Origin of the sequence: Pseudomonas sp. A-R-19 (assembly GCF_019956575.1) — a bacterium.
Classification (GTDB): domain Bacteria; phylum Pseudomonadota; class Gammaproteobacteria; order Pseudomonadales; family Pseudomonadaceae; genus Aquipseudomonas.
The window spans coordinates 14,355-40,429 of the sequence record NZ_JAHBDR010000083.1; the positions used below are offsets into that span (position 1 = coordinate 14,355).

General features: G+C 59.4%; 27 protein-coding genes. 14 read left to right on the forward strand and 13 right to left on the reverse strand.

Annotation, left to right across the window (positions count from 1 at the left end; all coding sequences use genetic code 11):
• Nucleotides 1-127: 127 nt before the first annotated feature.
• Entirely contained in the window at nt 128-1,126 is a 999-nt protein-coding gene (locus KGA88_RS24255; protein WP_223594723.1) for an AraC family transcriptional regulator, read from the reverse strand.
• 338 nt (nt 1,127-1,464) lie between these two features.
• Between KGA88_RS24255 and KGA88_RS24260 the strand changes: the two genes are divergently transcribed.
• Both KGA88_RS24260 and KGA88_RS24265 read left to right on the forward strand, forming a co-directional pair.
• Nucleotides 1,465-2,799 carry a dicarboxylate/amino acid:cation symporter gene (locus tag KGA88_RS24260; protein ID WP_110660820.1) on the forward strand — a complete coding sequence of 445 codons (1,335 nt, stop codon included), beginning with the start codon at nt 1,465-1,467 and terminating at the stop codon, nt 2,797-2,799.
• A 144-nt stretch (nt 2,800-2,943) separates the two neighbouring features.
• Nucleotides 2,944-4,125 (forward strand): CaiB/BaiF CoA transferase family protein, encoded by a 1,182-nt coding sequence (locus KGA88_RS24265; protein WP_110660819.1) that lies wholly within the window; start codon nt 2,944-2,946, stop codon nt 4,123-4,125.
• Between the two features lie 120 nt (nt 4,126-4,245).
• Here KGA88_RS24265 and KGA88_RS24270 read toward each other — a convergent pair whose 3' ends face one another.
• Complete coding sequence (locus tag KGA88_RS24270) at nt 4,246-4,740, reverse strand: SprT family zinc-dependent metalloprotease (RefSeq protein WP_093215387.1); 495 nt, start codon at nt 4,738-4,740, stop codon at nt 4,246-4,248.
• A gap of 157 nt (nt 4,741-4,897) precedes the next feature.
• A complete protein-coding gene (locus KGA88_RS24275; RefSeq protein WP_103397719.1) occupies nt 4,898-5,500 on the reverse strand; it encodes a Yip1 family protein in 603 nt (200 codons plus the stop codon).
• 292 nt (nt 5,501-5,792) lie between these two features.
• Between KGA88_RS24275 and ttcA the strand changes: the two genes are divergently transcribed.
• Together ttcA and KGA88_RS24285 are read left to right on the forward strand one after the other, a co-directional pair.
• Nucleotides 5,793-6,617 (forward strand): tRNA 2-thiocytidine(32) synthetase TtcA, encoded by an 825-nt coding sequence (ttcA, locus tag KGA88_RS24280; RefSeq protein ID WP_223594724.1) that lies wholly within the window; start codon nt 5,793-5,795, stop codon nt 6,615-6,617.
• 177 nt (nt 6,618-6,794) lie between these two features.
• Nucleotides 6,795-7,469: a DNA-3-methyladenine glycosylase I gene (locus KGA88_RS24285; protein ID WP_223594726.1), complete on the forward strand. Its 675-nt coding sequence runs from the start codon at nt 6,795-6,797 to the stop codon at nt 7,467-7,469.
• Nucleotides 7,470-7,553: 84 nt separating this feature from the next.
• Here KGA88_RS24285 and KGA88_RS24290 read toward each other — a convergent pair whose 3' ends face one another.
• The 3 genes from KGA88_RS24290 to arsC are packed head-to-tail and all read right to left on the reverse strand — an operon-like array spanning nt 7,554 to nt 8,927.
• Nucleotides 7,554-7,979, reverse strand: a complete 426-nt coding sequence (locus KGA88_RS24290; RefSeq protein WP_110662563.1) for a DUF2069 domain-containing protein — start codon at nt 7,977-7,979, stop codon at nt 7,554-7,556.
• Nucleotide 7,980: 1 nt separating this feature from the next.
• Complete coding sequence (gene wrbA, locus KGA88_RS24295; RefSeq protein ID WP_008003645.1) at nt 7,981-8,577, reverse strand: NAD(P)H:quinone oxidoreductase; 597 nt, start codon at nt 8,575-8,577, stop codon at nt 7,981-7,983.
• The gene (gene arsC / locus KGA88_RS24300; protein ID WP_150672588.1) at nt 8,574-8,927 is read right to left on the reverse strand and encodes an arsenate reductase (glutaredoxin); all 354 of its coding nucleotides are present in this window, start codon (nt 8,925-8,927) and stop codon (nt 8,574-8,576) included. The genes wrbA and arsC overlap by 4 nt, the downstream gene beginning before the upstream one ends.
• 114 nt (nt 8,928-9,041) lie before the next feature.
• Between arsC and KGA88_RS24305 the strand changes: the two genes are divergently transcribed.
• The gene (locus KGA88_RS24305; RefSeq protein WP_110662561.1) at nt 9,042-9,509 is read left to right on the forward strand and encodes a TlpA disulfide reductase family protein; all 468 of its coding nucleotides are present in this window, start codon (nt 9,042-9,044) and stop codon (nt 9,507-9,509) included.
• A gap of 198 nt (nt 9,510-9,707) precedes the next feature.
• On the opposite strand, the gene KGA88_RS24310 is transcribed toward KGA88_RS24305, so the two are convergent.
• The 4 genes from KGA88_RS24310 to KGA88_RS24325 form a co-directional block, all read right to left on the reverse strand.
• On the reverse strand, nt 9,708-10,112 hold the full coding sequence (locus KGA88_RS24310; protein WP_110662484.1) for an META domain-containing protein: 405 nt from the start codon (nt 10,110-10,112) through the stop codon (nt 9,708-9,710).
• Nucleotides 10,112-10,546 (reverse strand): hypothetical protein, encoded by a 435-nt coding sequence (locus tag KGA88_RS24315; protein WP_007988765.1) that lies wholly within the window; start codon nt 10,544-10,546, stop codon nt 10,112-10,114. Before KGA88_RS24315 ends, KGA88_RS24310 begins: the two co-directional genes overlap by 1 nt.
• Before the next feature lie 77 nt (nt 10,547-10,623).
• Nucleotides 10,624-11,616 (reverse strand): 2-hydroxyacid dehydrogenase, encoded by a 993-nt coding sequence (locus KGA88_RS24320; protein ID WP_110662485.1) that lies wholly within the window; start codon nt 11,614-11,616, stop codon nt 10,624-10,626.
• Between the two features lie 145 nt (nt 11,617-11,761).
• The gene (locus tag KGA88_RS24325) at nt 11,762-14,515 is read right to left on the reverse strand and encodes a response regulator (RefSeq protein WP_223594733.1); all 2,754 of its coding nucleotides are present in this window, start codon (nt 14,513-14,515) and stop codon (nt 11,762-11,764) included.
• Between the two features lie 215 nt (nt 14,516-14,730).
• On the opposite strand from KGA88_RS24325, the gene KGA88_RS24330 reads away from it, so the two are divergent.
• The 3 genes from KGA88_RS24330 (at nt 14,731) to KGA88_RS24340 (ending at nt 17,434) form a co-directional block, all read left to right on the forward strand.
• Nucleotides 14,731-15,450 carry a response regulator transcription factor gene (locus KGA88_RS24330; protein ID WP_110657506.1) on the forward strand — a complete coding sequence of 240 codons (720 nt, stop codon included), beginning with the start codon at nt 14,731-14,733 and terminating at the stop codon, nt 15,448-15,450.
• Nucleotides 15,440-16,798, forward strand: a complete 1,359-nt coding sequence (locus KGA88_RS24335) for a sensor histidine kinase (protein WP_223594734.1) — start codon at nt 15,440-15,442, stop codon at nt 16,796-16,798. The genes KGA88_RS24330 and KGA88_RS24335 overlap by 11 nt, the downstream gene beginning before the upstream one ends.
• Before the next feature lie 132 nt (nt 16,799-16,930).
• Nucleotides 16,931-17,434 (forward strand): hypothetical protein, encoded by a 504-nt coding sequence (locus tag KGA88_RS24340; protein WP_223594735.1) that lies wholly within the window; start codon nt 16,931-16,933, stop codon nt 17,432-17,434.
• 50 nt (nt 17,435-17,484) lie between these two features.
• On the opposite strand, the gene KGA88_RS24345 is transcribed toward KGA88_RS24340, so the two are convergent.
• A complete protein-coding gene (locus tag KGA88_RS24345) occupies nt 17,485-17,865 on the reverse strand; it encodes a hypothetical protein (RefSeq protein ID WP_110657512.1) in 381 nt (126 codons plus the stop codon).
• A gap of 413 nt (nt 17,866-18,278) precedes the next feature.
• Here KGA88_RS24345 and cysM point away from each other — a divergent pair, with 413 nt between their 5' ends.
• From cysM to KGA88_RS24375, 6 genes are all read left to right on the forward strand, one after another.
• Nucleotides 18,279-19,181 (forward strand): cysteine synthase CysM, encoded by a 903-nt coding sequence (gene cysM / locus KGA88_RS24350; RefSeq protein ID WP_015096444.1) that lies wholly within the window; start codon nt 18,279-18,281, stop codon nt 19,179-19,181.
• Nucleotides 19,181-20,533 carry a 23S rRNA (uracil(1939)-C(5))-methyltransferase RlmD gene (gene rlmD, locus KGA88_RS24355; protein ID WP_110657514.1) on the forward strand — a complete coding sequence of 451 codons (1,353 nt, stop codon included), beginning with the start codon at nt 19,181-19,183 and terminating at the stop codon, nt 20,531-20,533. The genes cysM and rlmD overlap by 1 nt, the downstream gene beginning before the upstream one ends.
• Before the next feature lie 122 nt (nt 20,534-20,655).
• On the forward strand, nt 20,656-22,899 hold the full coding sequence (relA, locus tag KGA88_RS24360) for a GTP diphosphokinase (RefSeq protein ID WP_110657516.1): 2,244 nt from the start codon (nt 20,656-20,658) through the stop codon (nt 22,897-22,899).
• Nucleotides 22,900-23,034: 135 nt separating this feature from the next.
• Nucleotides 23,035-23,868: a nucleoside triphosphate pyrophosphohydrolase gene (gene mazG / locus KGA88_RS24365; protein WP_110657518.1), complete on the forward strand. Its 834-nt coding sequence runs from the start codon at nt 23,035-23,037 to the stop codon at nt 23,866-23,868.
• 28 nt (nt 23,869-23,896) lie between these two features.
• The gene (locus tag KGA88_RS24370; protein ID WP_110657520.1) at nt 23,897-24,439 is read left to right on the forward strand and encodes a DUF2058 domain-containing protein; all 543 of its coding nucleotides are present in this window, start codon (nt 23,897-23,899) and stop codon (nt 24,437-24,439) included.
• A 186-nt stretch (nt 24,440-24,625) separates the two neighbouring features.
• Nucleotides 24,626-25,573: a hypothetical protein gene (locus tag KGA88_RS24375; protein ID WP_223594736.1), complete on the forward strand. Its 948-nt coding sequence runs from the start codon at nt 24,626-24,628 to the stop codon at nt 25,571-25,573.
• A gap of 60 nt (nt 25,574-25,633) precedes the next feature.
• Here KGA88_RS24375 and KGA88_RS24380 read toward each other — a convergent pair whose 3' ends face one another.
• Nucleotides 25,634-25,822 (reverse strand): hypothetical protein, encoded by a 189-nt coding sequence (locus KGA88_RS24380; protein ID WP_110657524.1) that lies wholly within the window; start codon nt 25,820-25,822, stop codon nt 25,634-25,636.
• 70 nt (nt 25,823-25,892) lie between these two features.
• Nucleotides 25,893-26,075: hypothetical protein (locus tag KGA88_RS24385; RefSeq protein ID WP_223594738.1), on the reverse strand; the 183-nt coding region annotated here is incomplete at its 5' end.

Sequence of the window (26,075 nt, forward strand, 5' to 3'; positions counted from 1 at the left end):
TTTGATGGTGCATTCGCTGGCCCCTTCGCGAGCAAGCCCGTTCCCACAAAGGCTTGCGAAAAACCTGTAGGAGCGAGCTTGCTCGCGAAGGGGCCAGTGAATTCACCCTGTAACTGAGCCTTGAACCTCAGTTTTCCTGCGCCCGATAAGCCCCTGGCGTCAGCCCCGTCCACTTCTTGAACGCCCGGTGAAACGCCGACGGCTCGGAAAACCCCAGCTGCTCGGCGATTTGTTGCAACGACAGGTCGGCACGGCTCAGGTGATAAATCGCGATGTCCCGACGCAACTGGTCCTTCAATTCCTGAAAACTCGAACCCTCTTCCCGCAAATGCCGGCGCAAGGTCTGTGGGCTGATGTGCAGGTGGGCGGCCACGGCTTCCAGGTCGGGCCAGTGTGAACTGTCGCGACTGAGCAAGCGCCGCAAACGGCTGCTCAAACTGTCGCCGTCATCCGGGCGCGAGAGCAGGTCGGCGGGGGAGCGTTCGAGGAAATGCTTGAGGGTGCGTTCGTCCTGCAGCAGCGGCATGGCCAGGTAACGGCTGTGAAACAGCAGGCTGCTCTGGTCCCTGGAAAACTCCAGTGGACAGGAAAACAGCAGGTCGTACTCGGCGCCGTGTTCAGGGCGCGGGTAGCTGAACGTGGCCTGTTCCAGGCGAATGCGCTGGCCGATCAGCCAACTGCCGAAACGGTGCCAGATCACCAGCAGGCTTTCGCTGAGGAAATGATCCGGGTCCCAAAACTGCGAGTCGTCGAGACTCAGGCGAACCCATTCATCTTCGCGGCTCAGGGTCAGGCGCGGAGCCCCGGGGAATAGGCTATAAAACAATAAGCCGCGATTGAGTGCCTTATCCAGGCTGCGGCAGTGAATCACGGCATGGCACATCATCGCGAAGCTGCCCGGCCTGCTCGGGGCTTGCCCGAACCCCAGGTACTCGTCGTCCAGTGCCAGCCATAAGGCCTGAATCAGTTGGGTGAATTGCTCAGGAGCGATGCGCGCCCGCGGCTCGTCCAGCAACTCGGGGCTGATCCCCAGTTGTTGTAGCAGTCCCGAATAGTCGTAGGCGTGTCGACGCGCGCCCCCGAGAACGGCGCGGGCGAAATGACTGGCGATGGTGCGTTCGCGCATGGCAGCAGATCTGACCGTTGAGCGACGGATGGTAGCTGCGCACTGCGGGCATGAACAGGGCGGATATCCGCCAAATTGCAGGATGACTTTTAATGGAAGGGCGGAAATCCGCCACATGCTTGTAACCGTCTGGTGACAGGGAATTTGCCGCGACCCCTGATATCAAAAGGCTTGCAGGGATTTTACCGAAGGTGGCACGGGCCTTGCGATACAACGAGTAGATGCCTGCCGTTGCGCAGCTCGAAAAAACAAATCCCTCCAGTGCAGGAGGGTTCGCAATTGCGGTGTTGCGGGCAACAGATGGATGTTGTCACCGGGCACCCTTGAGGAACTTTGCAATGACGACTCGTCAGCCACTGTACAAATCCCTGTATTTCCAGGTGATCGTTGCAATTGTCATCGGTATCGCGCTCGGTCACTTCTACCCACAGCTCGGCGTGGCCGTTAAGCCACTGGGTGACGGGTTCATCAAGCTGATCAAAATGATCATCGCCCCGATCATCTTCTGTACCGTTGTCAGCGGTATCGCCGGTATGCAGGACATGAAATCGGTCGGCAAGACCGGTGGCTACGCGCTGCTGTACTTCGAGATCGTTTCGACCATCGCACTGCTGGTCGGCCTGGTCGTGGTCAACATCGTGCAGCCGGGCAATGGCATGCACATCGATGTCGCCACCCTCGATGCCTCCAAGGTTGCCGCTTATGTTGCGGCCGGTGCTGACCAAAGCGTCGTCGGTTTCCTGCTGAACGTGATCCCGGCCACCATCGTCGGTGCCTTCGCCACCGGTGACATCCTGCAAGTGCTGATGTTCTCGGTGATCTTCGGTTTTGCCCTGCATCGCCTGGGTGCCTACGGCAAGCCGTTGCTGGACTTCATCGATCGCTTCGCCCACGTGATGTTCAACATCATCAACATGATCATGAAGCTCGCGCCAATCGGTGCCTTCGGCGCCATGGCGTTCACCATCGGTGCCTACGGTGTCGGCTCGCTGGTGCAGCTGGGTCAACTGATGGCCTGCTTCTATATCACTTGCCTGCTGTTCATCCTGGTCGTGCTGGGCTCCATCGCCCGCCTGCACGGTTTCAGCGTGCTGAAAATGATCCGCTACATCCGTGAAGAACTGCTGATCGTACTCGGTACTTCTTCTTCGGAATCGGTGCTGCCACGCATGCTGATCAAGATGGAGCGTCTGGGCGCGCAGAAATCTGTCGTGGGCCTGGTGATCCCGACCGGCTACTCGTTCAACCTCGACGGTACTGCGATCTACCTGACCATGGCCGCGGTGTTCATTGCCCAGGCCACCGATACGCACATGGACATCACGCACCAGATCACCCTGTTGGTCGTGTTGCTGCTGTCGTCCAAGGGGGCTGCGGGCGTGACCGGTAGCGGTTTCATCGTACTGGCTGCCACCCTGTCCGCCGTGGGTCACCTGCCGGTTGCCGGCCTGGCGCTGATCCTCGGTATCGACCGTTTCATGTCCGAAGCCCGTGCCTTGACCAATCTGGTCGGTAACGCCGTGGCCACCATCGTTGTGGCCAAGTGGGTCAAGGAACTGGACACCGATGTGCTGCAAGCTGAGCTGGCCTCGGGCGGTCGCGGCATTGCCGACGAGCCTAAGGGTGATGTTCTGGGCCACGTCGAAGGGGCAACCCCGACGAGCGCCAAGTAAGCCTTGTTGTAATGAAAAACCCGCTTCGGCGGGTTTTTTCATGCCTGCTGTTTGAGCACAACGGTCACTGCGCATGGCACATAAGGTGATTGCTGCAATGCCAATGGCTGCCTAGGCTGGGTGCATCGTTAAGGGAGAACATTCATGCTCGGTCCACTGGCATCACTCAAGGTTCTGGATTTCTCGACATTGCTGCCGGGGCCGTTCGCCTCGTTGTTGCTGGCGGACATGGGCGCCGAAGTGCTGCGTATCGAATCACCGACGCGCATGGATCTGCTGCGCGTGTTGCCGCCCCACGATCAAGGTGTGTCAGCCAGCCATGCCTACCTCAACCGCAACAAGCGCAGCCTCGCCCTGGACCTCAAACAGCCTGAAGCGCTGGAGGTGATCAGGTCGTTGCTGGAGGACTATGACATCGTGCTCGAGCAGTTCCGCCCGGGTGTCATGGAGCGTCTGGGCCTGGGTTACGAAGCCCTGAAGGCAATCAATCCAAAATTGATTTATGTGTCGATCACCGGCTACGGCCAGACCGGTCCCTACAAGGACCGCGCTGGCCATGACATCAACTACCTGGCCTTGTCCGGGCTGGCGAGTTACACCGGCCGGGCCGACAGTGGGCCGCTGCCGTTGGGCATGCAGGTAGCGGATGTCGCCGGTGGCTCGCTGCACGGAGTGATTGGCTTGCTGGCGGCGGTCATTGCCCGGCAGCAGACCGGTCAGGGCCAGCACCTGGATGTCAGCATGACCGACTGCGCGTTCAGCCTGAACGCGATGGCGGGTGCCGGGTATCTGGCCTGCGGTATCGAGCCGGGGCCGGAAAACCAGGCGCTCAATGGCGGCAGCTTCTACGATTACTACCGTTCCCGGGATGGGCGCTGGCTGTCGGTGGGTAGCCTGGAGCCGGCCTTCATGAAACAGTTGTGCACGGCATTGGGGTTAGAGGAATTGGCCGGCCTCGGCCTGTCACCGCAACCGGTGCACCAGAAGCAGCTTAAAGATGCGCTGAAGGTCGAATTCGAAAAGCACGACTTTGCCGAGTTGCGCGCGTTGTTCGCCGAACTGGACGCTTGTGTCGAGCCGGTGTTGAGTCTGGGAGAAGCGCTAAGTCATCCGCAGTTGCAGGCGCGGGAGTTGGTGGCCGATGTGCCTCGTGGTGATGGTTCGAGCCAGGCGCAGATGGCATGCCCGCTGAAGTTTTCCGATGGCTTGCCTGAGCCGAAGCATATCGGTGCGGCGTTGGGGCAGCATACGGATCAGGTGTTGGGGGAGTTGGGGTTCAGTGCTGAGCGGATTGCTCAATTGCGCTTCGCCAAGGTAATTCTCTAGCGTCTGCTCCGGCCTCTTCGCGGGCAAGCCCGCTCCCACACTGGTTTTGTGTCACGCCACAGATCCCCTGTGGGAGCGGGCTTGCTCACGAAGGGGCCGATATGGCCACCACACATCCCGCTACTCGACCCGCATCTCCCCACTGAACACCAAGGTATGGCGACACCGTCGGCACAAGTACCGCCGACCCTGTCGAACCAGGCTATGGCGCTGGGCCGAGAACGGAAAGTCGCTGTCGGCGCATGGGCATTTGTAGATGTAGCGGGTCACGCTGCGGCGTTTGACGTCATAGGTGTGGCAGCGGTTGGGCGGCAGTTCGTACACCCCGCGCATGATCAACTGCCACTCTTCGCCATGGGGCTGGATGCGGTCGCCGAACAGTTGGTGGGCGATCAGGTGCGCGACTTCATGGGCCACGGTCTGCTTGAGGAAATCTTCGGTGTTTTCCCGGTACAGTTGCGGGTTGAAGCGCAGCAGGTTCTCGTGCAAATGCGCGACACCGGCTTTTTGCCCACGCAGCTTGAGGCTCACCACGGGGCGCTTGAAAGGTCGTTTGAAAAAGGATTCAGCTAGTTGGAAACAGTCTTCGACGCGGGTATTGAGTTGCTCGGGCATGCTTGATGGATCTCCAGAGCGCTCGAGTATGCCGTAACCCTCGGACCTTGCGAATCGCCAAGTTGCCGAATGGTCGTGTGCCGTCTCGTTGCTGAAGAATGAAAAGGCCGCCTTGCGGCGGCCCTTGTCGGCAGTTCTGATTTTCAGTGTTGTGCGTCTAGCTGGTATAGACCGGCCCCACGCCGAGTCCCCAGACAATCACAGTGAATGCCATGATGGCGACCAGCACCACCAGGCCTACGGCGAGAACCGAGCTTGAAAACAGGAAGCCCTCGTCAGATGGAATGTTCATGAACGTCGGTAAACCCACGTACAGCAAGTACACCGTGTAGCAGATGGCGGCGGTGCCGATGATCATCCCCAGCCACAAGTGCGGGTACAAGGCGGCGAGGCCACCGATGAACAGCGGTGTAGCGGTGTAGGTTGCAAACGCAATGCAGCGGGCGAGGCTTGGGTTGGCGTCATAGGTGCGGGCCATCCAGTGGATGAATGCGCCCATGACCGCGACACCCCCGAGCATCGCCAGGTACGACATGACCGTCATCCATATCGCGCTTTCTACGGTCAGCATCACGGGAGGCCGATTGCCGATGACCCAGCCGACCTGCGTGGTGCCAATGAAGGCCGACACTGCGGGGATCGCCGCCAGGATCAGGGTATGAGTCAGGTACATGTGGCTGATGCTTTCCTCCTGGTCGCCACGGATTTCTTTCCATTCTTGGTCAGGGTGGGTGAAGAGCCCCACTACGTGATGGATCATGCCAGTCACTCCTCTTGTCTTTACCGTCGCCCCCCAGTGGAGCGCCTACGGGCCAATGCGGCCAAGCAAGTCACAGGTCTGAAATTTGTATGCGACCTTATGTCGCAGTATAGGGAGGAGTTTCCCCAGAGGGAGTAGGGGCTTTAGAGCAAATCGCGCTGTAAACACCGCTGTTAATCGCCGTCGGGTCTGTAGGGGAATTGATGATGGGGAAGCTTTCTGTGGCTCGCCACAAGTGCAAAGAATTTGCGTAAAATGCCCGCCTTTCGTCACACCTCACGGATTCCGCGTCATGGGCACTCTCACGGTCAACCAGAACAAACTGCAAAAGCGCCTTCGCCGACAGGCCGGTGAGGCGGTTGCCGATTTCAATATGATTGAAGACGGCGACAAGGTCATGGTCTGCCTGTCCGGTGGCAAGGACAGCTACACCATGCTCGATGTGCTGATGCACTTGCAGAAGGTCGCGCCGATCAAGTTCGAGATCGTGGCCGTGAACATGGACCAGAAGCAGCCGGGCTTTCCGGAGCACGTGCTGCCGGCCTACCTCAAGGCGCTGGGCATCGAGTACCACATCGTCGAGAAAGACACTTACTCGGTGGTCAAGGAACTGATTCCGGAAGGCAAGACTACGTGCTCGCTGTGCTCGCGCCTGCGTCGCGGCACGCTCTATACCTTCGCCGATGAAATCGGCGCGACCAAGATGGCCCTCGGTCATCACCGCGACGACATCGTCGAGACGTTCTTCCTGAACATGTTCTTCAACGGTTCGCTCAAGGCCATGCCGCCAAAACTGCGCGCCGATGACGGGCGCAACGTGGTGATCCGCCCGTTGGCCTACTGCAACGAAAAAGACATCCAGGCCTATTCGGACCTCAAGCAATTCCCGATCATCCCGTGCAACCTCTGTGGTTCCCAGGAGAACCTGCAGCGTCAGGTGGTCAAGGACATGCTGCAGGACTGGGAGCGCAAGACCCCGGGTCGTACCGAGAGCATTTTCCGCAGCCTGCAGAACGTGATCCCGTCGCAACTGGCGGACCGCAATTTGTTTGACTTCACCAGTCTCAAGATTGACGAAAGCGCGGCATCGCGCTTCGTCAACGTGGTCAATCTCTAACCACAACTGTGGGAGCAGACCTGTGGCGAGGGGGCTTGCCCCCGTTGGGCTGCGAAGCGGCCCCAAATCTCTGAAGAGTCAAAGATTTTGTGAGTGCTACGCACTCAAACGGGGGCAAGCCCCCTCGCCACAGCCCGCTCCCACATTTGAATATCGTTTTATTCCTCAGGAGAGGGCATGCGCGATTACAAGTGGCTTAACGAGTACTGTCTGAACCGCTTCGGTTCGGCGGCTGAACTGGAAGCCCATCTGCCCGTTCCCAAGACTCCCGCGCAACTGCGCAAGATCAGCGACGATCGCTACCTCTCGACGATGGCGCTACGGGTATTTCGCGCCGGGCTCAAGCACAGCCTGGTGGATGCCAAGTGGCCGGCCTTCGAAGAAGTGTTCTTCAAGTTCGATCCGGAGAAAGTCGTGCTGATGAGCGCCGAACATCTTGAGCGGCTGATGCAGGACACGCGGATCATCCGCCACCTGGGCAAGCTCAAGAGTGTGCCGCGCAATGCGCAGTTCATATTGGACGTGGCCCATGAAAAGGGTAGCTTCGGCGCATTGATCGCCGACTGGCCGGTGACCGATATCGTCGGCCTCTGGACCTTCCTGAAAAAACGCGGTCATCAGTTGGGCGGGCTGTCCGCCCCGCGCTTCCTGCGGATGATCGGCAAGGATACCTTTGTGCCGAGCTATGACGTGGTGGCGGCGCTGAATGCGCAGGACGTCATCGACAAGGTGCCGAGCAGCCTGCGCGACCTGGCGTTGGTGCAGGACGTGTTCAATCAGTGGTATGAGGAAAGTGGCGGCCGGCCGATGAGCCAGATTTCGATGATGCTGGCTTACACCGTGAACCATTAAGACCGGGTCGCTCCCTTCGCGAGCAAGCCCGCTCCCACAGGGGAATCCAAATGTGGGAGCGGGCTTGCTCGCGAAGGCGTAAGGTCAGGCAACAGAGATTTCGCCTTCACCCGCCAGCTTGCGGTTCAACTGATACCGCCAGCGTACATACAACAGCGCCGAGCAGAACACCGCCAGGCTCGCGCCCATCTCCAGCAAACCGAAGATCTGCCGGTTCGGGTCATAGGCCGCCAATGCGCCCTTGATGAAATACAGGTTCACCACAAAGCACATCCACGAGTGCCCGCGCGGGCTGCCGACGATCATGCCTGGCGCCAGTATCAGCAGCGGCACCAACTCGATCAGCAGGATCACCCAGGGGCGTGCCCCATGCAGATCGGCAATCGCCAGGTAGTAAACACACAACAGTCCCACCAGACCGAGAAAGCACAGCAGGCTGATGGCGCGCATCGCCTTGACGCGTGGTTCGAGCCATTCGCGGGCAGGCAGAATCTTTGGCTTTTTCGCCACCTCAGCTCTCCAGTTTCTGTGCAGTCTTCGCCAGGCGCATGCCCAGGGCGCGGCACAGTGCCACTTCATGGGTATCCAGGCCGCTTTTGCCGTCGGCACCGGCGTGATGGCTGGCGCCGTATGGCGTGCCGCCGCCCTGGGTTTCCAGCAGTGCCGATTCGCTGTACGGCAGGCCGGTGATCAACATGCCGTGGTGCAGCAACGGCAGCATCATCGACAGCAGGGTGGTCTCCTGGCCGCCGTGCAGGCTCGCCGTAGAGGTGAACACACCCGCCGGCTTGCCCACCAGGGCGCCGGTCAGCCACAGGTTGCTGGTGCCATCGAGGAAATACTTCAGGGGGGCCGCCATGTTGCCGAAGCGGGTCGGGCTGCCGAGTGCCAGGCCGGCGCAGTTCTTCAGGTCGTCGAGGCTGGCATACAGCGCGCCTTCGTCGGGAATTTCCGGGGACACGGCTTCGCATTCGGTGGAAATCGCCGGCACCGTGCGCAGGCGCGCTTCAAGCCCGGCCTGTTCGACACCACGGGCGATCTGCCGGGCCATTTCGTTGGTCGAGCCGCTGCGGCTGTAGTACAGAACCAGAATGTACGGTGCACTCATGGCAACAGTTCCAGGATCTGTTCCGGTGGACGGCCGATGATGGCCTTGTCGCCGACTTCGAGAATCGGGCGTTCCATCAGTTTCGGGTGGGCGGCAATGGCGGCGATCAATTGCGCTTCGCTCAGGCTGCTGTCAGCCAGGTCAAGGGTCTTGTACTCGTCCTCGCCGGTGCGCAGCAATTGCCGGGCGCTGATTCCGAGTTTGCCCAGCAGGCTCTGGATCTGCGCGGCGTCCAGCGGGGTTTCCAGGTAGCGGACCACGGTCGGCGTCAGGCCTCGGGCTTCAAGCAGTTCGAGCGCACCGCGGGATTTCGAGCAGCGCGGGTTGTGATAAAGCGTCAGATCGGTCATGAGCGGGTCGCATCTTGCGTAAGGTGGCGGCTATTCTAACTGTGCAGCGCGCAATCCAGAACCGTGAGAGGCGATGGGTCGCAGGCGCATTCAATTTTTGACAAGGAACACGACATGACAAGGCGACTGGCAGCAGCATTGGCGATCATCGGAACGTTGATGCTGGGGGGCTGCGGGAATGACTATGGCATCGACCAGGACGGTCATAAAATCGCCGCTGACCGCCTGGACGGCAAATGGCTGGTGCTCAACTATTGGGCGGAGTGGTGTGGGCCTTGCCGCACCGAAATTCCGGAGCTGAATGCCCTGGCGGAGCAGCTCAAGGACAAGAAAATCGGTGTGTTCGGGGTCAACTTCGACAACGTCCAGGGGCAAGAGCTGAAGGGCGCGAGCGAGAAACTGGGGATAAAGTTCACCGTACTGGCCCAGGACCCTTCCGAACTGTTCGAGCTGCCGCGCAGCGAGGCGTTGCCGGTGACCTACATCATCGATAACAAGGGCAAGGTGCGTGAGCAGTTGATGGGTGAACAGACGGCGGCGGGGGTGATGGCGAAGCTTGAGGCGTTGCAGGCGAAAAACTGATCATTCACGTGGCCAGGGGCTTTTTGTGGCGAGGGGGCTTGCCCCCGTTCGGCTGCGCAGCAGTCGCAATGCCGGTATACGCGGTTAACCTGATCAATCGCGGTGACTGGATTTAGGGCTGCTTCGCAGCCCAACGGGGGCAAGCCCCCTCGCCACACAAGCCCCCTCACCACAGTCATTCACATGAAGCAGAGGGGATCAACCCTCTTCAAGCCACCAGCGCAGCGGCTTGCCTTCGGCTGGCCAGAAGCGGATCTGCTCGATCGGGGATACGTCCCAGCGCTGGACGTTTTCCAGGGCCTGAAGGAAACGTTTTTCCTGTTCCATCAGCGCCGGCGCGCACAGTTTGCGGGTGCTGCCGACTTTGCCGAAGGTCAGTTTGTCGCCATCCAGGGTATACGGTGCGAACCAGTGGTTGCAGCCGCCATTGCCATAGGCCCGGCCATCTTCGCCGAGGGTGATGGTCAGGTGGCTGTAATCCATCAATGGCCGCTCGCCGATCCATTCCAGTATGTAGCTGCGATTGTGTTCAAGTTGCACCGGATCGGCGGCGCAGCCCATCAGGCTGGCACCGACCATTCCAGTCAGGGCAAGGCGTTTCATCACGCAGGCTCCTGGCATTTCGGGCACAGGTGTTTCTCGCCAACGGTGGTCCAGCCCAGCTCGGCAATCCGCGCGGTGGCGGCAGGCTTTTCGGCCTTGTTGCCCAGCTTGGCGTCGACGGCGAACTCGAAGCTCAGCTCTTTGGCGCAGCTGTCGCAGTTCACTTGCCAGGTGTGGATCGCCAGTTCACCGAACACCGGGCCACTGGCCACCGCGACCCATTGGCCGGGCGGGTTGATCAGGTGGCGAACCGTTTCGACGGTCAGGCGCATGGACAAGTCCTTGGCACCCTTGAGGGTCACGACCAGCACGTCGTTGTTGCGAATCGAGCCACCGTTGCCGGTGACCTGATAACGCCCCGGCACCAGGGCGCGGCATTCGGTGAGGGTGTGTTGCGGGTTCATCAGGCTGTAGCGGAAATCGTGTTCGACCATGGGTCCTCCAAATATGCGCGATATGCTAGCACGGGCTTGCACGCCGCATCGCGCAGGCAGATGACCTTCGATCCGTTTCAGTCTCCCGTCACCAGGTTTTCCGGGGTACCCGCCGCCCAGGCGGAAATGTTGCGCAATGTGATGGTGGCAATCGCGTCCAACGCTTCGCGGGTCAGGAAGGCCTGGTGCGCGGTGACGATCACGTTAGGAAAGGTCAGCAACCGTGCCAGCACATCGTCTTGCAGCGGCAGGTCGGAACGGTCCTCGAAGAACAACTGCGCCTCTTCCTCATACACATCCAGCCCCAGGTAACCCAGGCGACCGTCTTTCAGGGCGTCGATCAGCGCCGGGGTGTCCACCAGGCCGCCACGCCCGGTATTGATCAGCATCGCGCCCGGTTGCATATGCGCCAGTGATTGGCGGTTGATCAAGTGCTTGCTCTGTTCGTTGAGGGGGCAATGCAGGCTGATGATCTGCGATTCGGCCAGCAGCTGCGGCAGGCTCAGGTAGCGCGCGCCGAGGGCTTCGACCTGCGGGTTGGGGGAGGGGTCGTAGGCCAGCAACCGGCAGCCAAAACCGTTCATGATCTTGGCAAAGGTGGCGCCGATCTGCCCGGTGCCGACCACGCCGACGGTCTTGCCTACCAGGTCGAAACCGGTCAGCCCTTGCAGTCTGAAATCCCCTTCGCGTGTGCGGTTATAGGCTCGGGGCAAGCGCCGATTCAGGGCGAGGATCAGCGCTACTGCATGTTCGGCCACGGCGTGGGGCGAATAGGCCGGGACGCGCACGATGGCCAGCCCCAGGCGCTTTGCCGTTGGCAAGTCGACGTGGTTGTAACCGGCCGAACGCAGGGCGATCAGGCGTGTGCCACCGGCGGCCAGGCGTTCGAGTACCGCCGCGCCGAGGTCATCATTGATGAACGCGCAGACCGCTTCATACCCCTGGGCGAGCGCCACTGTGTCGAGGCTCAGGCGCGCGGGTTGAAATTGCAGTTCGATGCCGGCCGGTTGTTCGGCCGCGAGAAAACTGTCGCGGTCGTAGTTCTGGCTGCTGAAAAGAATCGTACGCATGATTTCCTCTTTGTCCCATTTCTGTCGGAGCTGGCTTGCCAGCGATGGCGGCCTCAAGGGCTACATGGATTTTGAGGCCGTCATCGCCGGCAAGCCGGCTCCTACAGAGTTTGCGCTGATGTTTGATTTGCACGATTGCGCTGCATCAAGCGTTCATGCGCGCGTGGGCTGCCAGGCGATTGATCGCCCGGTCGAGCTCGTCCAGTGCCACGCTGGCTTTCGGATCTTGTTGCTTGAGCAGGGTTTCGCTGCGTTGGCAGGCCGCCCGCAATTGCGGTACGCCGCAGTAACGCGTCGCGCCATGCAGGCGATGGACCCGTTCGATCAGGGCGTTGTGGTCGTTGCTTTGCTGAGCGAGGCGAATGGCTTCGCGGTCTGCTTCCAGGGACGCGAGCAGCATCGCCAGCATGTCCGCCGCCAGATCAGCCTTGCCGGCGGCCAGGCGCAATCCTTCCTCGTGGTCGAGTACCAATAGGTCATGGGCACCCGCGTGCCCTTCGCCGGAGCGCTCGGGGCTGTGATTGCGCAGCGCCAGGCCGCTCCACTTCAGCACCACCTGGGCCAATTGCCGTTCGCTGATCGGTTTGGTCAGGTAGTCGTCCATGCCGCTTTGCAGTAGCGCGCGTTTTTCGTTGGCCATGGCGTGGGCGGTGAGGGCCACGATCGGCAACGGCGTGCTATGTCGTTCGCTTTCCCACTGGCGGATCGCCTCGGTGCTCTGGCGGCCGTCCATGCCAGGCATCTGCACGTCCATCAACACCAGATCGAATGTCTCGTTCTGCACCGCCTTGACGGCGGCATAACCGCTTTCCACCGCGAGCACCTTGGCGCCCATGTCTTCGAGCAGGGTCTGCACCAGCATCAGGTTGGCCGGATTGTCGTCGACGCATAGCACTTTCGGGGCGCGGCTGGACACCGGCTCGCCCGGCTCGCTGCGCATCGGGCGCGGACTGACCAGATCAGACAGGGAGCGCCGCAGTTTGCGGGTGCAGGCCGGTTTCGCCTGGAGCTGGCTGTGGGGGTTGGGCACGGAAAGATGGAACAGCGTCTGTTCCGTGGTCGGGCACAGCACCAGCACTTTGCAGCCAAGATGCTCGAGGTCCCAGATGTGCTGGTTGAGGCGTTCCGGCGGCATGTCGTTGCTGGTGATGCCGAGCACGGCGAGGTCGATCGCCTGATCGGTCTGGTGGGCGGCGGTGACGCCATTGGTCAGGCTTTCCAGGGTATTGAACGGCGTGGTGCTCAGGCCGCAGTCTTCCAGTTGATGCTGCAACGCCTGCCGTGCCAGCTCGTGGTTTTCCAGCACCGCCACCCGGCGCCCGAGAAGCGGCGCGGCGGGCAGGTCTTCGGCATCGTCGCGGGTTTTCGGCAGGCTCAGGCTGATCCAGAATTCCGACCCTTCTCCCGGCGTACTGTCGACGCCGATTTCACCGCCCATCTGTTCGATCAGGCGTTTGGAAATCACCAGGCCCAGGCCAGTGCCGCCGGGTTGCCGCGACAGCGAGTTGTCGGCCTGGCTGAAGGCCTGGAACAGGGCGCGCACGTCCTGGTTCGACAGCCCGATGCCGGTGTCCTGAATGCTGATGCGCAACTGCACCGTGTCTTCGTGTTCTTCTTCGAGCATGGCGCGGGCGACGATGGTGCCTTCGCGAGTGAACTTGATTGCGTTGCTCACCAGGTTCGTCAGGATCTGCTTGAGCCGTAGCGGGTCGCCCACCAGTGACAGCGGTGTGTCCCGGTACACCAGGCTCACCAGTTCCAGCTGCTTGGCGTGGGCGGCGGGGGCGAGGATGGTCAGGGTGTCTTGCAGCAGGTCACGCAGGTTGAACGGAATATGGTCGAGCACCAGCTTGCCGGCCTCGATTTTCGAGAAGTCGAGAATCTCGTTGATGATGCCCAGCAGGCTGTCGGCGGATTTTTCGATGGTGCCCAGATAGTCGAGCTGGCGCGGGGTGAGCTCGCTTTTTTGCAACAAGTGAGTGAAACCGAGAATGCCGTTGAGCGGTGTGCGGATTTCATGACTCATGTTGGCCAGGAATTCGGATTTGATCCGGCTCGCTTCCAGAGCTTCCTTGCGCGCCAGGTCCAGCTCGATGTTCTGGATTTCGATGGTTTCCAGGTTCTGGCGCACGTCCTCGGTGGCCTGGTCGATGCTGTGCTGCAATTCTTCCTGGGCATTTTGCAGGGTGCCGGCCATGCGGTTGATGCCGGAGGCCAGCTCGTCCAACTCCTGACTGCCGAGGGGCGGCAAACGGGTTTCCAGATGACCGTCCTTGAGTTGAGCCACGGCCTGCTTGATCTGGCTCAGCGGCCGATTGATCGTGCGCCCCATGCGCAGGGCCAGCAGTGCCGCACCGATCAGTCCCCCTGCGATCAACATCAGGCTGGCGAACAGGCTGCGGTAACCGCGCAACAGCATGCCGTTATGGGACAGTTCAAGTTCGACCCAGCCCAGCAGGCGGTCGGCTTCTTCGGGAATCACGTCGCCGGCGAGATTGCGGTGCTTGCCGAATACCGGCAGCAGATAGCGGGTCGCATCACTGCCGCTGCGGCGCAGCATCTGCGTGCCACTGCCGGAGGGCGTCTGGTTGAGCATGGTCGGGCCGGCGTGGGCCAGCAGCGTGCGGTCGGGGGACAGGAAGGTCACGGCCCGTACGTCGGTTTGTTCCAGGGCCTGGGTGGCGATGCGTTCGAGCAGTTCGTTGTCCTGATGGCCCATGGCTGGCGCCGCCAGTGGAGCCAACTGTTCGGCGATCATTTCGCCGCGCTGCATGAGTTGGGTTTGCAGGTCAGCCTGTTGCATCCAGGTAAAATAACCCCCCAGCACCAACGCCATCAGGCTGGTTGGCAACAGGGTCAGCAACAGCACGCGGCCTTTTATTCCCAGTTTCTTGAGCACGCATCTCTCCTGCATCCCGCTATTTATAGACCGGCACATGCATCCGCCTGGCACCCCTTGCGCAGTGTAGCGATTTGCTCGCGGGCAATCTTCGTAAAAATGGCGATGTCATTCGTCGGCCCGGGTGGCTCATTGGCGGTACAGCCAAGCTGCGGGTTGCCCCGGACGAGGCAATCTTGAATAATCATTCAACTGAGAATTGTTTGCAGATAGCCATGACTCCCATCACTGCTGGCCTCCCCCGAATCCTGTCCATCGAAGACGACCTTGTGCTGGGTGCCTACGTACATGAGCACCTGGACCGCAGCGGCTTCCATGTGACCTGGTGCCAGAACGGCCAGGAAGGCCTGGAGATTGCCCGCCGGCAATCTTTCGACGTGGTGCTGATGGATATTCTGCTGCCGGGCATGGACGGTCTGGCGGTACTGACCCAATTGCGCCAGAGCCATTCCACCCCGGTGTTGCTGATGTCAGCCCTCGGTGCCGAGGCCGACCGCATCAGCGGCTTTCGCCTGGGCGCCGACGATTACTTGCCAAAGCCCTTCAGCATGGTGGAGTTGCGGGTGCGCATCGAAGCCATTCTGCGGCGGGTGGCACTCGACCGCCGGCCGATACCGACAGTGCCTGTCCCTTCGATGGACAGCCTGCGCTTCGACGATGAAAGCTTCGAGGTCTTTTATGGCGAACAGGCCGGCGGCCTGACCCGCAGCGAGTATCGGTTGCTGGAAACGCTGCATCGCAGCGCCGACGAAGTGTTGAGCAAAGCCTTCCTTTATCAACAGGTGTTGCAGCGCGGATACGCGGCCCATGATCGCAGCCTGGACATGCACATCAGCCAGATCCGCCGCAAGCTCAAGGCCATTGGCTACACCGAGCGCGAAGTGCGCACGGTATGGGGCAAGGGTTACATCCTGAGCGCCGCCGATGAAATGTAAACTGCCGGGCAGGCATTCGCTGTTCTGGAAACTGGCTTTTTTATTGGTCGCTTTCTGTTTGCTGATGATCTGGTTGAGTTGGTCCTGGGGCCGCTACATGGAGCAGCGCAACCAGTTCCTCTCCGATGAGGCCCGCGGCACCCTGACGCGCTACGCCGCCGAAGCCGAGCAGGCCTGGCAACAGCGGCAGAGCACTGGCGTTGATGATTGGTTACAGGGTATCCGGCAGCACGAAGACAGTTGGATCGGGGTGATCGGCGGTGATTTGCAGTCGTTGAGCAGCCAGGCGCTGACGGACATGGAAATTCAGCACCTGACGTTCCTGCGCGGCCTCGATTGGCCGATCCATAAGAAGGGCCGGCCGTGGATGCGGATACCGTTTCCCGGTGATCCCTCCACCGGCAGCCTGGTGATCGAGTTGCCCAAGCGCTTCGTACCCGGGCATTACCGGGTGTTCTGGCGGGTCATCACCAACGGCGTGATTCCGGGCCTGTTCACCTTGCTGCTGTGCGTCGGCCTGTACCGCTTGCTGGTGGTGCCGCTCAATCATTTGCGCGCGCAGGCCAATGCCTGGCGTGCCGATCAACTGAACGTACGGCTGTCGACCCGGACCACCAATCGATCGGATGAGTTGGGTGAATTGGGCCGGGCGTTCGATCACATGTCGGAACGCCTGCAAAGCACCGTGGCCTTGCAGCAACAGTTGCTGCGCGACCTTTCCCATGAATTGCGCACACCCTTGAGCCGCCTGCGGGTGGCCAGTGAAAGCGAGCAGGGCCTGGAGCAATTGCGCGAACGCATCGGCCGCGAAGTCGATGGCATGCAGCGCCTGGTGGAAGACACGCTGCAACTGGCATGGCTGGACACCGAGCGCACCCGATTGCCCGACGAAGCGATCCAGGTCCAGGCCCTGTGGGAAATGCTCACGGAAAATGCTTGCTATGAAAGTGGCTGGCCCGACACTCAGTTGCAATGCACGGTGGATGCATCCTGCTGGGTTCGAGGACACCTCAACACCCTGGCCCAGGCATTGGAAAACATTCTGCGTAACGCGATTCGCCATTCGCCCGAGCGCGCAGTGGTCCACCTTGGCGGACGGCGCGAGGGACAATATTGGCATCTGTGGCTGGAGGACCAGGGCGGCGGTGTGGCGGAAGCTGATCTTGAGCGGATCTTCCTGCCGTTTACCCGTCTCGACGGTTCAAGGCCGGGGGATGGCGGATTCGGTCTGGGCTTGAGCATCGCCCGCAATGCGGTGCAGCGTCAGGGTGGACAGCTTTGGGCGCAAAACACCGGGGCCGGGTTGCGGCTGAACATGCGGTTGTTGGTTCATACGTCGCCGGCTTAAGCGGCGATGTTCAGATTTTGTTTTGAATTGATTCGCAACATCTTCGCGGAGCGTTCAGTGAGTAAAGTTCTCAAGCTTTAAAGTTTAATGGCGATATCTAACTTGAGAATAAAAAAGCTAAGGAGATGTTTGATGAATGTTAATTTTCCGGCGTTGTCGATGAAAGCAGATGCCTACGTCGTCAAGAACCCTCTTGAGACCACCAATAGCTATACAAAGAAGAATGCCGAAGATGCTGTTGTTGTGCTGAAATTGTTTGACGAATCTTCATTGGGTGAGTTGAAAGATTCGTTGCGGGGCTACGATTTTACATCTGTCAGTACAAATGAGCTGACGAAGATTGGGCAGACGCTCTATCACGATGGCTTGATCGATATTTTTATGTACGATTTCCTTTCTTTGGGCAATATGGCGTTTGATGAGTTTGGCCATAAAGCTGAGACAGACGTGAAATTTAATGCGATTGCGATGTTCAATCAGCGACTGGAAGAAAGGCAGGCAATTGGCAGGTCGGAATCTGCGTCGATGTTTCATGAGATAACGCGTGCCTTGGTACGCGTAAATCATGTACTGGGTGCACTGTCTTTTTTTGCAAACACCACTCAGAATCACCTAGCCGTCAACATTGAGGCCTGATTAGACCGGTGCACGATGATGAGTTCCGCGTGCACCGGCAGACCACCTATTTAGCGGCCATAACGTGTAGTGCCGGAATACCCTCTGGCTACGTTTTGGTCATTTTTCAGGCGAACCCTGTAGCTGCCCAGTTCACCAAGAGTCGACACATTACTTCTATTTCCTCCATCGACCTCAGTCCAGGTTGAACCATCCAGTCTGTCAATGAATTGGCTTGGGGGAGTACCAACCCCTAAGGCCGTAATAGTAGAGGTGATATTTGCTTTTTGGCATCCGTTTGCGCCAGTGATGGTGAAGGGGCCCTGAACGATAATTTCCGAGTCGGCAGGCAGGATTCCGCTATAGGTATTCTGAATGTAAACACATGCAGCAGAGACTTGTTCGCTCGCAATTATCAGCGCGGCAAAGGGTAGGGCGAGTAAAGTCTTCATTGGTTTTCTTCCTTGATATAAATCCGGCTTGGCAAAAAAGTTTAAGGTGTGAGCATCGCAAGCGAGTTGTCGCTTGTCCGACACCCTATGAACAGTCAGACGTCTTGTTTGACTGACCATTGAAAAAATATTATCTGCTGCTTCTAACGCGCACTAGTTCATGCATTCCGTTGCAATGCGCGGGAAGTTTCCGATGAGTGCATTCTTTTTTCCTACAGAAAGCAGCATAACCTGACAGCGATTTCTTACCCTGTGCTTTCAGGATGAGCCGGAAGACTGCGACCAGACCCTCCCATGGATCGCCGAATCCGCTCTTATTCCCATAAGCCATAAGCTCCACACTTTGCGTGATATGGCTTGGGAACGTTTGCCGGTATGATAGGCGCCCCCGCAGTCTGGATTGCGAATACGCCATGACCTTGCAGTACCCAACCATCGCCGATTGCGTCGGCAACACTCCGCTGGTCCGTTTGCAGCGCCTGCCCGGCGCCACCAGCAACACCCTTTTGCTCAAGCTCGAAGGGAACAACCCGGCGGGTTCGGTCAAGGACCGTCCGGCGCTGTCGATGATCACCCGCGCCGAACTGCGCGGGCAGATCCATGCCGGCGATACGTTGATCGAAGCGACCTCGGGCAACACCGGGATCGCCCTGGCCATGGCCGCCGCGATCAAGGGTTACAAGATGATCCTGATCATGCCGGACAACTCCAGCGCCGAGCGCAAGGCGGCCATGACCGCCTATGGCGCCGAGCTGATCCTGGTCAGCCAGGAACAAGGCATGGAAGGCGCCCGTGACCTCGCGCAGAAGATGGAAGCCGAAGGTCGCGGCAAGGTACTGGACCAGTTCGCCAACGGTGATAACCCCGAGGCTCACTACACCACTACCGGCCCGGAAATCTGGCGCCAGACCGAAGGCACCATCACCCATTTCGTCAGCTCCATGGGCACCACGGGCACCATCATGGGCGTGTCGCGCTACTTGAAAGAGCAGAACGACAACGTGCAGATCATCGGCCTGCAACCGATGGAAGGTTCGGCGATCCCGGGTATCCGTCGCTGGCCTCAGGAATACCTGCCGAAGATCTACCAGGCTGATCGCGTGGACCGGATCGTCGACATGGCCCAAAGCGAAGCCGAGGACGTGACCCGTCGCCTGGCCCGCGAAGAAGGCATTTTCTGTGGCGTGTCCTCCGGCGGTGCCGTGGCGGCAATGCTGCGCCTGTCCAAAGAAGTTGAAAACGCGGTGATCGTCGCGATCATCTGCGACCGTGGCGACCGTTACTTGTCGACCGGCATTTTCGACGCGCCCAACTGATGGCCAAGCATGAAAGAGGCCTGCGCTTCCAGCCCACCGGCGGCAGCAAGGCCCCGCAAATCCCGACCGGCAAAAAGCAGCGCCTGACTATCGAGCGCCTGGCCAATGACGGTCGCGGCATCGCGTTTTTCGAAGGCCGCACCTGGTTCGTCATCGGCGCATTGGCCGGTGAAGAGATTGAAGCGCGTGTGCTCGGCGCCCACGGCAAAGTGGTCGAGGCGCGCACCGAACGGGTATTCAAGGCCAGCGAATTGCGCCGCCCCGCACCCTGTGCCCATGCTGGCCGTTGCGGCGGTTGCAGCGTGCAGCATCTGCCTCATATCGAACAACTCGCCCTGAAACAGCGCATGCTCGCCGAGCAGTTGTCGAAGGTTGCGGGCGTCGAACCCGAAGAGTGGGCGGCGCCTTTGAGTGGTCCCGAGTTCGCTTACCGTCGCCGCGCCCGCGTGGCGGTGCGCTGGGACATGAAGGCGAAAAAACTCGAAGTCGGTTTCCGCGCAGCCGGCAGCCAGGACATCGTTGGTATCAATGAATGTCCGGTGCTGGTACAGCCTTTGCAACCGATCATGACCCGTTTGCCGGAGATGCTCCGTCGCTTGAGCAAACCCCAGGCGCTCGGGCATGTGGAATTGTTCAGTGGTTCATCGCTGGCAGTTTTGCTGCGACACATGGCGCCGTTGTCTGAAAGTGACATGACCATCCTCAAGGAATTCTGCGCGTTCCACGAAGCCCAATTGTGGCTGCATGGCGAGGGCGAACCGCAACCGGTCGAGGCTGAACAGTCGCTGGGCTATCGTCTTGAACAGTGGGACCTGGAACTGGCTTACCGACCTGGGGATTTCATCCAGGTCAACGCTGGCGTCAACGAAGCAATGGTCGCCCAGGCGCTGGATTGGTTGAGGCCGACGGCGGATGAGCGTGTACTCGATCTATTCTGTGGCCTGGGCAACTTTGCCTTGCCATTGGCCAAGGCCGCTCGCGAAGTGGTGGCGGTCGAAGGCGTGCAGGTGATGGTCGATCGAGCAGCGGCGAATGCGGCTAGCAACAATCTGCATAACGCGAAGTTTTTTCAGGCCGATTTATCCCAGCCTTTGACGGACGCCGAATGGGCCGCCGAGGGCTTTTGTGCGGTACTCTTGGACCCACCGCGTGACGGTGCTTTCGAGGTTGTGCGCAAGCTCAAGACCCTGGGCGCCGAACGGTTGGTGTATGTGTCATGCAACCCGGCAACTCTGGCGCGCGACACGGTCGAATTGATCAAGCAGGGCTACCGGTTAAAACGTGCCGGGATTCTCGATATGTTTCCTCAAACGGCACATGTCGAGGCCATGGCGTTATTTGAAGCGAGCTAGGATGCTCGTCTGGTCCGACTGGCCCGCCCGTGCAGCCACGCAACCAGCCCGACGTGGGCGCACGGGCAACGAAGGTCAGCGATTTGACGCATTGAATCTGCGTCGTAGGGAAGGTAAGCAAGATGGTACAGGTGAGAGCACACCAGCCGATCAACACCGACGGCAGTATCAATCTCGAGGCTTGGCTCGATCACGCGGTGAGTGTCGATTTGGCACTGGATCGCGAAGCCTTGAAAGAAGCCTGCGAGTACGCTCGCGAGGCTGAGCAGCAAGCCAATGCTGCACAGAATCTGTGGTCGGAAGGGAACTCCACGTTCCGTACCGGCCTTGAGATCGCCGAGATTCTCGCCGATCTCAAACTCGATCAGGATTCACTGGTCGCCGCGATCCTGTATCGAGGCGTGCGCGAAGGTCAGATCAAGCTGCCGGCCGTCAGCCAGCGCTTCGGTCCGGTGGTGTCCAAGCTCATCGATGGCGTGCTACGCATGGCCGCGATCAGCGATAGCCTGAGCCCGCGCAAATCCCTGGTGCTGGGCACCCAGGGCCAGGTGGAAAACCTGCGCAAGATGCTGGTGGCCATGGTCGACGATGTTCGCGTCGCCCTGATCAAGCTGGCCGAGCGGACTTGCGCCATCCGTGCGGTGAAAACCGCCGACGACGAAAAGCGCAACCGCGTCGCCCGTGAAGTCTTCGACATCTACGCGCCACTGGCCCATCGCCTGGGTATCGGTCACATCAAGTGGGAGCTGGAGGACTTGTCCTTCCGTTACCTGGAGCCGGACCAATACAAGCAGATCGCCAAGTTGCTCCATGAGCGGCGACTTGATCGCGAGCGCTTCATCAGCGAGGTGATGAGCCAGCTGAAAAACGAATTGCAGGCCACCGGCGTCGATGCCGACATCAGCGGCCGGGCCAAGCACATCTATTCGATCTGGCGCAAAATGCAGCGCAAGGGGCTGGAGTTCAGCCAGATCTACGATGTGCGTGCCGTGCGCGTGCTGGTGCCGGAAATGCGCGATTGCTACACCGCGCTCGGTATCGTCCACACCCTGTGGCGACACATCCCGAAAGAGTTCGACGACTACATCGCCAACCCCAAGGAGAACGGCTACCGCTCGCTGCACACGGCGGTGATCGGTCCCGAGGGCAAGGTGCTGGAAGTGCAGATCCGCACCCACGCCATGCACGAAGAGGCAGAGCTGGGGGTTTGCGCGCACTGGAAGTACAAAGGCACCGACGTCAAATCCGGCTCCAATCACTACGAAGAGAAAATCTCCTGGCTGCGCCAGGTGCTCGAGTGGCATGAAGAGTTGGGTGACATCGGTGGTCTGGCGGAACAGCTGCGGGTCGATATCGAGCCCGATCGCGTCTACATCTTCACCCCGGACGGTCACGCCATCGACTTGCCGAAAGGCGCGACGCCGCTGGACTTCGCCTACCGCGTACACACCGAAATCGGTCACAACTGCCGTGGCGCCAAGATCAACGGGCGCATCGTACCGCTCAACTACAGCCTGCAAACCGGTGAACAGGTCGAGATCATCACCAGCAAGCACGGCACTCCGAGCCGCGACTGGCTGAACCCGAACCTGGGTTACGTCACCACCTCGCGGGCACGGGCGAAGATCGTTCACTGGTTCAAGTTGCAGGCTCGTGACCAGAACGTCGCGGCCGGTAAAACACTGCTGGAGCGCGAACTCAATCGCCTCGGCCTGCCAGCGGTGGATTTCGACAAGCTGGCCGACAAGGCCAACATGAAAACCGCCGAAGACCTGTTCGCCGCCCTCGGCGCCGGGGATTTGCGCCTGGCGCAACTGGTCAACCTGGCGCAGCAACTGGTCGAGCCGGAACGCGGCAACGAACAGCTGGAATTGATTCCACGCAAGGCCACCGGCTACAAGCCGGGCAAGCGCGGCGATATCCAGATCCAGGGCGTTGGCAACCTGATGACCCAGATGGCCGGCTGCTGTCAGCCATTGCCGGGCGATGCCATCGTCGGTTACATCACCCAGGGCCGCGGCGTGAGCATTCACCGCCAGGACTGCGCCTCGGTGCTGCAACTGGGCGGGCGCGAGCCGGAGCGAATCATCCAGGTCAGCTGGGGGCCGGTGCCGGTGCTCACCTATCCGGTGGACATCGTCATCCGCGCCTACGACCGTTCCGGTCTGCTGCGTGACGTCTCGCAAGTGCTGCTCAACGAACGGATCAATGTGCTGGCGGTCAACACCCGCTCGAACAAGGAGGACAACACCGCGCTGATGTCCCTGACCATCGAGATTCCGGGGCTGGATGCATTGGGGCGGTTGCTGGGGCGGATTTCCCAGTTGCCGAACATCATCGAAACCCGGCGTAACCGTACGCCGTGAAGACCAGCGCCGATCCAATGTGGGAGCGGGCTTGCTCGCGAAGAGGGAGTGTCAGTCGACGTCAATGTTGCCTGGCCTACCGCTTTCGCGAGCAAGCCCGCTCCCACAGGGTTTTGTGGTGAGACAGAAAAAATGATGTACAGCCTTGAAGACCTGTTGCACCTCATGAACCGCCTGCGCGACCCGCAGTACGGTTGCCCGTGGGACATCAAGCAAACTTACGCCACCATCGTCCCCCACACTCTGGAAGAGGCCTACGAAGTCGCCGACGCCATTGAGCGCGGTGACTTCGATCACTTGCAGGGTGAGTTGGGCGACCTGCTGTTCCAGGTGGTTTATTACAGCCAGTTGGCCCGCGAAGAGGGTCGCTTCGAGTTCGCCGGCGTGGTCGACAGCATCACCCGCAAGCTCATCCGCCGTCATCCCCACGTGTTTCCCACCGGTGACCTGTACGCACCGCTGGATGTCCCGCGCCTGAGTGAAGAGCAGGTCAAGCAGCGTTGGGAAGAGATCAAGGCCGAGGAGCGTGCGCAGAAGTCGTCGGCACCCGAGCAGTTGTCGTTGCTCGATGACGTCCCCGCTGCACTACCTGCACTGTCGCGCTCGGCAAAATTGCAGAAGCGCGCAGCGCAGGTTGGCTTCGACTGGCCGGACGCCTTGCCGGTACTTGATAAAGTGCGTGAAGAGCTCGATGAAGTCCTTGAGGCCATGTCGGAAAACGATCCCGAGGCCGTGGCCGACGAGATCGGCGACCTGCTGTTTTCCGTGGTCAATTTGGCGCGGCATCTCAAGGTTGATCCGGAAACCGCACTGCGTGGCGCCAACGGCAAGTTTGAACGACGCTTTCGTTTTATCGAACAGGCATTGCGCGACACCCGCCGTCCCATGGAAGATTGCACCCTCGAAGAGTTGGACGCCTTGTGGGGCGAAGCCAAACGTCAGGAAAAGAATTTGCCCAGCTGCGGTTGAGCAGTAGCCTAAGTGAGTAATAAGCACCATGAGCATTTCCCTTCGCGACCAGTTGCTCAAAGCAGGGCTGGTCAACCAGAAGCAGGCCAAGCAGGTCAGCAAAGACAAGCAGAAACAACAACGCCTGGCCCACAAAGGCCAGATCGAGCTGGATGATTCCCAGCAGCGCGCGGCTCAGGAAGCCATGGCCGAGAAGGTCAAGCGCGACCAGGAGCTCAACCGCCAGCAGCAGGAAAAGGCTGAAGCCAAGGCCCGTGCCGCCCAGGTCAAGCAATTGATCGAAGCGACGCGCCTGCCCAAGCTGACGACCGAGGATTACTACAACTTTGTCGACGACAAGAAGGTCAAGCGCCTTTCGGTCAACCCCCTGATGCGCAACAAGCTCAGCAACGGTTCGCTGGCGATCGTCCATCATGCCGGCGGCTATGAAGTTATCCCCCGTGAAGCCGCGCTGAAGATCCAGGAGCGCGACCCGCAGCGCATCGTGCAGATGAACGTGAAGACCGAAGAGGTCAGCGTCGAAGACGATCCGTACGCGGCGTACCAGATTCCTGATGACCTGATGTGGTAATCGATTTGATGTCCTAGCAGGCTTACATGTTTGCTAGTACTTTTCATGATTTATACATTGAGCCCGAATGATCGTGTCGATACGATCTTTCGGGTTTTCTTTTGCCAAAAATAATCTTTCTTTATAAGGAAGTTTGTGCTCGGAGAAAACAAATCGAATAAACTTTAGTCTCCAAGGATGGGATAAATGTTTGTAAGTATCGCTTCGTTACGCCAGCCAACTTTCAAGTCGCAGCTTTCACAGTCACGACCGCACGATCAATCCATTGGCGACTATCTGGACGATGAGCTGGTCGCTCGTGCCGAGCTTGTGCGCCGAAAAATCAAGATCGCCGCAAAAGCCGCTCGCGAGGATCATGGCGCAACTGCTTGTGTTTTTTTTACCCTGCCGGAGTTCTTCTGGAACATTCCCTGGCGCGAGGTCCGCAGCGAAGAGGAACTCCATGAGCTGAACTCTGCCTATCTGGAGAAGGTGCCTGGGTGTATAGCTTTATTGATGACTGAACTGCCAGTGGAGCGCTATGGCAAGATCGTATTGCTCGCGGGAAGTTGCGCGACACTCATCAAGGTTGGAGAGGGTGAGTCGAGTTATTATGACGTTATTAATTACTTGCTGGCGATCACCAATAAAGAATATGAAGCCGATAGGCCGTTGATGTCGATGTGGCCAAAGCGCCATGTATCCGGTATCGACTTCGGCAGCCACCAGGCTTCGGATAGGGAGTATTGGCTGTTTAAACTTTCCGAAGGGGTCGAAGTGAAGGTGAAGAAGCTCAGCAGTGTGCGGGCAGAACACAGTTACTTTGGTGGTTATGAAGGGAGGTTTATCAACAGTCTCGTCAATGGCTGCCCTTTTGCAATCAACTTGTGCTTGGATTACTACAGTCTGAAAGAAGGCGAGCGCGATACTCAAGTTGAACTGAGCGAGGCAAAAATCGATTTCCTGATCGCGTGCGGCATGGATTTCGATTACGCCAAGCGTCACCCGTCATCGCTGCAGTTTTCGATCCGCAATGACGGAATGGGCGATGGGGAGGTCGAGGTGGTCAGGCTTCAAGCGGGCTGGATCGTTGAAAGTGTCCCTTCGGTGCTGATCGATGACAACCTTCATTTGACGTTGATCGAGGTTGACTGATTCGGCTTGCAGCCTGCCCGCCAAGAAGAGGGCAGGCTGCGCGGTGCTGGAAGTCTGTGTTCAACCGGTTGCAAGTTCGCGTTTGCGCTCGAGCGTTTCCAGTTCGGCCTTGTAGTCTTGCGCATCGGTCTCGGAATGGAACATCCCGACCAGCAGGTCTTGTTGATGCACGTCCCAGATCCGGATGCCGGCGGCTACACCCTCGTGGGATTTATGTGAATCGTCGCGTTCAGTTACTTTTACAGTCATCTGCTAGCTCCAATCTCTGTTATCTGCAGCAAGGCGTGTGCAGGCCTCTGTTATAGAGTTTGGTAGCTTGCTAAGTAAACGCTTCGATTTGGAAACAGACTTTTGCAAAATTGGAGAAAATCCCGCAGCCCGCTAAATACGTGACATTCGATCGCAGGCTCCTGGGTTTCATGACAAACGTTTCATGTTCAGACACCACCTGTAGGAGCCGGCTTGCTGGCGATGGCGTCCTTGAAAATGCCATCGCCAGCAA

What these genes read in the sequence shown, in the direction of transcription:
- KGA88_RS24255 (WP_223594723.1), bottom strand. Translation starts at nt 1,126, where the DNA reads ATGCGCGAACGCACCATCGCCAGTCATTTCGCCCGCGCCGTTCTCGGG.
- KGA88_RS24260 (WP_110660820.1), top strand. Translation starts at nt 1,465, where the DNA reads ATGACGACTCGTCAGCCACTGTACAAATCCCTGTATTTCCAGGTGATC.
- KGA88_RS24265 (WP_110660819.1), top strand. Translation starts at nt 2,944, where the DNA reads ATGCTCGGTCCACTGGCATCACTCAAGGTTCTGGATTTCTCGACATTG.
- KGA88_RS24270 (WP_093215387.1), bottom strand. Translation starts at nt 4,740, where the DNA reads ATGCCCGAGCAACTCAATACCCGCGTCGAAGACTGTTTCCAACTAGCT.
- KGA88_RS24275 (WP_103397719.1), bottom strand. Translation starts at nt 5,500, where the DNA reads ATGATCCATCACGTAGTGGGGCTCTTCACCCACCCTGACCAAGAATGG.
- ttcA (WP_223594724.1), top strand. Translation starts at nt 5,793, where the DNA reads ATGGGCACTCTCACGGTCAACCAGAACAAACTGCAAAAGCGCCTTCGC.
- KGA88_RS24285 (WP_223594726.1), top strand. Translation starts at nt 6,795, where the DNA reads ATGCGCGATTACAAGTGGCTTAACGAGTACTGTCTGAACCGCTTCGGT.
- wrbA (WP_008003645.1), bottom strand. Translation starts at nt 8,577, where the DNA reads ATGAGTGCACCGTACATTCTGGTTCTGTACTACAGCCGCAGCGGCTCG.
- arsC (WP_150672588.1), bottom strand. Translation starts at nt 8,927, where the DNA reads ATGACCGATCTGACGCTTTATCACAACCCGCGCTGCTCGAAATCCCGC.
- KGA88_RS24305 (WP_110662561.1), top strand. Translation starts at nt 9,042, where the DNA reads ATGACAAGGCGACTGGCAGCAGCATTGGCGATCATCGGAACGTTGATG.
- KGA88_RS24310 (WP_110662484.1), bottom strand. Translation starts at nt 10,112, where the DNA reads ATGAAACGCCTTGCCCTGACTGGAATGGTCGGTGCCAGCCTGATGGGC.
- KGA88_RS24315 (WP_007988765.1), bottom strand. Translation starts at nt 10,546, where the DNA reads ATGGTCGAACACGATTTCCGCTACAGCCTGATGAACCCGCAACACACC.
- KGA88_RS24320 (WP_110662485.1), bottom strand. Translation starts at nt 11,616, where the DNA reads ATGCGTACGATTCTTTTCAGCAGCCAGAACTACGACCGCGACAGTTTT.
- KGA88_RS24330 (WP_110657506.1), top strand. Translation starts at nt 14,731, where the DNA reads ATGACTCCCATCACTGCTGGCCTCCCCCGAATCCTGTCCATCGAAGAC.
- KGA88_RS24335 (WP_223594734.1), top strand. Translation starts at nt 15,440, where the DNA reads ATGAAATGTAAACTGCCGGGCAGGCATTCGCTGTTCTGGAAACTGGCT.
- KGA88_RS24340 (WP_223594735.1), top strand. Translation starts at nt 16,931, where the DNA reads ATGAATGTTAATTTTCCGGCGTTGTCGATGAAAGCAGATGCCTACGTC.
- KGA88_RS24345 (WP_110657512.1), bottom strand. Translation starts at nt 17,865, where the DNA reads ATGAAGACTTTACTCGCCCTACCCTTTGCCGCGCTGATAATTGCGAGC.
- cysM (WP_015096444.1), top strand. Translation starts at nt 18,279, where the DNA reads ATGACCTTGCAGTACCCAACCATCGCCGATTGCGTCGGCAACACTCCG.
- rlmD (WP_110657514.1), top strand. Translation starts at nt 19,181, where the DNA reads ATGGCCAAGCATGAAAGAGGCCTGCGCTTCCAGCCCACCGGCGGCAGC.
- relA (WP_110657516.1), top strand. Translation starts at nt 20,656, where the DNA reads ATGGTACAGGTGAGAGCACACCAGCCGATCAACACCGACGGCAGTATC.
- mazG (WP_110657518.1), top strand. Translation starts at nt 23,035, where the DNA reads ATGTACAGCCTTGAAGACCTGTTGCACCTCATGAACCGCCTGCGCGAC.
- KGA88_RS24370 (WP_110657520.1), top strand. Translation starts at nt 23,897, where the DNA reads ATGAGCATTTCCCTTCGCGACCAGTTGCTCAAAGCAGGGCTGGTCAAC.
- KGA88_RS24375 (WP_223594736.1), top strand. Translation starts at nt 24,626, where the DNA reads ATGTTTGTAAGTATCGCTTCGTTACGCCAGCCAACTTTCAAGTCGCAG.
- KGA88_RS24380 (WP_110657524.1), bottom strand. Translation starts at nt 25,822, where the DNA reads ATGACTGTAAAAGTAACTGAACGCGACGATTCACATAAATCCCACGAG.